The sequence below is a fragment of the Tenacibaculum haliotis genome, from assembly GCF_025215075.1.
Lineage (GTDB): Bacteria > Bacteroidota > Bacteroidia > Flavobacteriales > Flavobacteriaceae > Polaribacter > Polaribacter haliotis_B.
On sequence record NZ_JAOBTH010000006.1, the window covers coordinates 1 to 3638 of the forward strand.

General features: G+C 27.8%; 6 protein-coding genes. All 6 read right to left on the reverse strand.

Annotated elements, in window-relative coordinates:
- The coding region (locus tag N2251_RS00065; RefSeq protein ID WP_260584635.1) for a helix-turn-helix domain-containing protein at window positions 1-444 on the reverse strand (444 nt) is incomplete at its 3' end.
- 214 nt (window positions 445-658) lie between these two features.
- On the reverse strand, window positions 659-1015 hold the full coding sequence (locus tag N2251_RS00070) for a helix-turn-helix domain-containing protein (RefSeq protein ID WP_260584636.1): 357 nt from the start codon (window positions 1013-1015) through the stop codon (window positions 659-661).
- Window positions 1016-1017: 2 nt separating this feature from the next.
- Window positions 1018-1311, reverse strand: a complete 294-nt coding sequence (locus N2251_RS00075) for a type II toxin-antitoxin system HigB family toxin (RefSeq protein ID WP_054729199.1) — start codon at window positions 1309-1311, stop codon at window positions 1018-1020.
- Between the two features lie 224 nt (window positions 1312-1535).
- Entirely contained in the window at window positions 1536-1973 is a 438-nt protein-coding gene (locus tag N2251_RS00080) for a hypothetical protein (RefSeq protein ID WP_260584637.1), read from the reverse strand.
- A 199-nt stretch (window positions 1974-2172) separates the two neighbouring features.
- Entirely contained in the window at window positions 2173-2781 is a 609-nt protein-coding gene (locus N2251_RS00085) for a hypothetical protein (protein WP_260584638.1), read from the reverse strand.
- A gap of 8 nt (window positions 2782-2789) precedes the next feature.
- Window positions 2790-3491, reverse strand: coding sequence for a hypothetical protein (locus tag N2251_RS00090; RefSeq protein WP_260584639.1), 702 nt, complete (start codon window positions 3489-3491; stop codon window positions 2790-2792).
- Window positions 3492-3638 lie beyond the last annotated feature (147 nt).

Below are 3638 nucleotides of genomic sequence, written 5' to 3' on the forward strand. Positions count from 1 at the left end.
TCTTGTTTTTTTGCGAACAAGCAGTTTGATTAGTTTTTTGTTTAAACTGGCCTGTGGTCTAGTGTAAATGTATCTATATATTGCTTCGTGAGAAATGGACATAATAGGATCATTGGGATGCAATTCTTTAAGTCTACCAGAAATTTGTTCAGGAGTCCAATTAGATAAAAGTCCTTTATAGACAAAAAATCTTAATAGAGAATATGTGCTTATTTTATCACGATTTCTTTTGTTAGCGTAATCATCTTTAGCGTTCCAATGTGCTAATTCTGCATCGTAATTATCTTCTTTATTTTGTACCCATTTGTTGATTTCTCTAGAAATTGTAGAAGGTGTTCTACCAAGAGTTTTAGCAATATAAGCTTTGGTCTTTTTTTCGTTTAAAAGAGTCTGAATAATCACTCTTTCTTTAAGGCTAAGTCTTCTGTGTTTTTTTACTGTCATTTTACAAATCTATAATTTTAGATTTGTTGCGTTAAGTTATTGAATACAGCCGGTTTTTTCAGCATTGTTTACAACGTGTTTGTATATGGTTTGTTGCGTGTTTCAGCAACTAAATTAGCAACTAAAAACCGAATAGAAAATCCGCGAGGATTTTCGTAAGTAGGCTTGAACTAGCAATAAATTATATACGGTGTTGCCAACTGGCTTTTTTCAATTAATAATCTTGAATTAAAACTTCAGTAGGAATATGTAGAGTAGAGTTGAGTTTTCTAATCATATCTAGAGTTAGTTTTCTTTTTTTATTCAAAATTTCGCTAACTCTGCTTTTAAATCCAACAACTTCTGCTAAATCCTTTTGTTTCATTCCCATTTGTTCCATTCGGAATTTAATTGCTTCGATTGGGTCAGGCATTCCGATTGGGAATTGTTCATTTTCATATCTATCAATCAAAATTGACAGGATTTCCAACTCGTCTCCATTTTCCGTTCCCTTTTTTGCATCAAAAATTCCCTCAAGTCTGTTGAGTGCGTTTTGATAGTCTTTTTCGTTTCTAATTGGTAATATTTTCATAATTAGATATTATTTGCGTCAATTTTATCATATTCAGCGTGAGTTCCGATAAATCTTATCCAGCATATTCCGTATTCAAAATTAAATTTTACAATCAAACGATAATTATTACCTTTTATATTGTAAACAATTCGATTGTCTTTTAAAATACTAGCACTCGGATATTCACTTTTTAATTCGTTAATATTGTTCCATTCGGATTTTTCAGTTTCTCTATACCACGATTTTAATTGTTCTTCACAATCAGCGTGTTTTTCCCAAAAATCTCGTAAAGTTCGTTTTGCGATTACTCTCACATTATAATTGTTTGACGCAAATATAATAAAAAAGTTACCAATTTGGTAATTAATTCGATTTTTTTTAGCTTGTTGGCAACGTGTTTATATATGGTTTGTTGCGTGAATTAAGCAACTAATTTAGTAAATAATCACTGACAAAGAAAATCCGAGAGGATTTTCGTAAGTAAGCTTTTTGCCAGCAATAAATTATATATGTTGTTGCCTGTAGTACTTTATTTTCTCTATTGTTGAAATTCTCCATATTTGCTATTTTTTTCAACCCACAAAAAATACTCTCCAAATAAAGTTCCAGATAATAATTCAGATGTTATATTCTCAATTTTTTTCCCATTTATTGTAAGACCAATACTTCCGTTTTCTTCTAAATTCTCCTCAATTTCTCTTAAAAAATTAAAAGCAGTAGAATCTAAAATATTTAAAACTATTTTGTTCAAAGTTTCAGTCTGTTTTTCAGTCAAAGAATTGAAAAATTCAAATCTTTCATCACTCAATTTTTGTAATTCAGGTGCTATATTCGGGTTTTTTGATAATTCAGAATAATCTTTTATTGATATAGATTTTCCATAATCTCTGCTTTTTTCATAAAATTCAAAATTTTCATCTCGTAATTTTTTCACGATAATTTCACCAAATTCTTTATAATCTTTAGAAAACTTCATTGTTCAAATATTAGTTCAGATTTTCGTTTTTTGTATTACTGGCAACGTGTTTGTATAAGATTAGTTGCGTGATTTAAGCACTAAATTTAGCAAATAAATCACAGATAGAAAGTCCGCGAGGACTTTCGTAAGTAGGCTTTAACCAAGCAATTAATTTTATACGGTGTTGTAAAACGTTTTTTTGTGCTTTCAAATTTTATTAATTAGTGCAAATTAGTTTATACCTAATTTTTCCTTCGTATTTTGTTGAAATTGATTTGTCAGGTTTCTCAAATATATAGTGAACCTTTTTGTACTTAATTTTCAAGGATTTTTTTGGAAGAATCACTTTATTAATAATCATTTCATAATCACTCATAAGTAATTTTGAATTGTGATTGTACTCTTGATTTCTTAATTCTTTTAGTAATTTTAAATTAGATTCACTTTCAGTCATATCATAAACTATGGATGAAATTCTAATAGCGGATTTACTATTGTTAATTATATAGCAATTGTCAGCATCTAAAGTCATTGTAATATTATTAACTTTTTTTGGTGTTATTAGAAGACTTGAATTATAGGAATTGCATTTGTCTATGATATAAACATTTGGAACATACCAAACATAAAAGATGAAAACTAACGGAATATATAGTAAAACCAATAAGCCAACAATATTTGAAACTTTTTTCTCAAATGAAACTAAAGGTTTGTTTATTCTCTTTTCAAGGTTTTTTATGATTTTTTCAATACTTCCAAATAAATATAACAAACCTATACCTAAAATGAATACCAAAATGAAAAATGAAATTTTGCTTAAAATCATAAGTGTCCTTAATTAAATTTTTCTTCTATTCTACTTTTATAATCCTCAATGCACATAATCATATTCTGGAACATTCCATATTTTTCTTTAGGAATATTGATATCCATTTCGTCAAGTGTTTGTCCATTAACAAATCTAACTTTCTTAATCTTATGATTTGATAGCCAATTATAATTAATAATAGTTCTTGGAAATTTTTCACTCTTTAAAGGTATTTGGAAATCATAAGCATTTGAGAAAGCACCATATTTACTGACATATATTTTTATGTTATCTCCATTTTCTGCTAAAAAGTGAATATAAGAGAATTCATAAGGAAGTTTGTCAATTTCCATTCTTAAATATTTTTCCCAAATATCCTTTTTGTAAACATCTGAAAGATATTTACTACTGAATTTAGAGCATTCAAAACTATCACTATCACATATTTTTAAACTAGCAAAAAAACTTAAACTAAATGATTTTCCCCCATATTTATTGTTGTACCATCTAGCATTTTTTATTGAATAGTTTTCTGACCAATTTAAAACGGTTCTTGAAGTCCCTTTAGATACTTTATTATCTTTTGATAAGTCTGTGTAATCTATTATTTCACAATCTACATCTTGGTTAAATTCATCCAATTCGTAATTTTGGTATTCAGGACATTGTGAGTAGATTGATAATGAACTTAAAAGTAATAAGAACAAAATATTTTTTCTAATTTTCATATAGGATTTGGATCTTGGATTCAACGTTGTAACGCAACAAATCGTTATTAATTTTTGATGTTACTAAGCTACGTTTTTTAGCTCAATATTGATCATTTCTTGGGGTGTTTTATAACCAATAATTTTTCGAGGTCTATTGTTTAGTTT

Coding starts and splice junctions, on each gene's coding strand:
- N2251_RS00070 (WP_260584636.1), bottom strand. CDS start 1,015: ATGAAAATATTACCAATTAGAAACGAAAAAGACTATCAAAACGCACTC.
- N2251_RS00080 (WP_260584637.1), bottom strand. CDS start 1,973: ATGAAGTTTTCTAAAGATTATAAAGAATTTGGTGAAATTATCGTGAAA.
- N2251_RS00085 (WP_260584638.1), bottom strand. CDS start 2,781: ATGATTTTAAGCAAAATTTCATTTTTCATTTTGGTATTCATTTTAGGT.
- N2251_RS00090 (WP_260584639.1), bottom strand. CDS start 3,491: ATGAAAATTAGAAAAAATATTTTGTTCTTATTACTTTTAAGTTCATTA.